At 61.3% G+C, this 920-nt stretch carries 1 pseudogene; it reads right to left on the bottom strand.

The features are described 5' to 3' along the window. Positions 1 to 848, bottom strand: a pseudogene (locus tag LGZ99_RS24485) (ImcF-related family protein); the annotation flags it as partial. Positions 849 to 920 lie beyond the last annotated feature (72 nt).

Here is a 920-nt window from a genome sequence, read left to right on the forward strand (position 1 = left end):
TAAACCGGCCACAAGGCCCTAAGCTGTGCCGCGTTCTGATTCAGACCGAAACGGCTGTACCAGAGCGCGCCCGCCTCGGTACGGTACAGTAACCGGTCAATCTCCCGTTGCAGGGCATGCTGACTCAGCAGGCGTTCCGATAACGGGCCGTGCCTGTCACCGGCCTGGCTGACCCGCTCACGGCTCAGGGCTATCTGGTGGCGGTTAGCGAAAAATGACGTCACACTGCCCAGCCCCCACAGGACCGTCAGCACAATCAAGCCCCACTGGGCACTCTTTTCCCACGGAAAACCGACGGCCTGACCCCGGACGTGACGGACATCTTCCCGTATCCCGTCCCAACTGGCATCAGCCCACCAGCCATGCTCAGTCATCCCCGGCTGCACCGCCAGCGGTAAACTGAACATCACTCCCGCCAGCCATATCGGTTGCCGGGTTAACAGTGGGCTCAGATGACGAACCCAGCGCTCCACACCGCCCGCCAACATGTACTGCGCCAGTCGCAACAAGAAATCATGCCGATTCTCCGCTAATGCCTGCCCAATTCCCCGGGCGGTCAGTTGCGGCGGCAACTGATTCAGGCTCTGCTCAAGTGCCTGCGGCGTACATGCTTCGGGCAATAAACACCCAATCGTCTGCGTCGGGCGGTCACGCTGATCCCAGTTGCTGTGCCGCACATTCCACACATACACCGGTGCCTGCCAGCCAAGCTGCCGGCCCTGCTTCTGCAACATCCGCAATGCGGTATCCATCTGAGGCCGCTGGCTGAGTTGTTCCTCCGTCATCGCCCACACCACGCCATCCAACGGACGACGGCGGCACAACTTACGCAAAGCTTTCAACTGCACACTATCGGGTTCGGCCTGCGGGCTTCCGCCCCACAGCAAAACGGTGTCATGGCCTTCCAGCCAGTGCTGGGT

This window comes from Photorhabdus temperata, from assembly GCF_025384845.1.
Classification (GTDB): Bacteria; Pseudomonadota; Gammaproteobacteria; order Enterobacterales; family Enterobacteriaceae; genus Photorhabdus; species Photorhabdus temperata.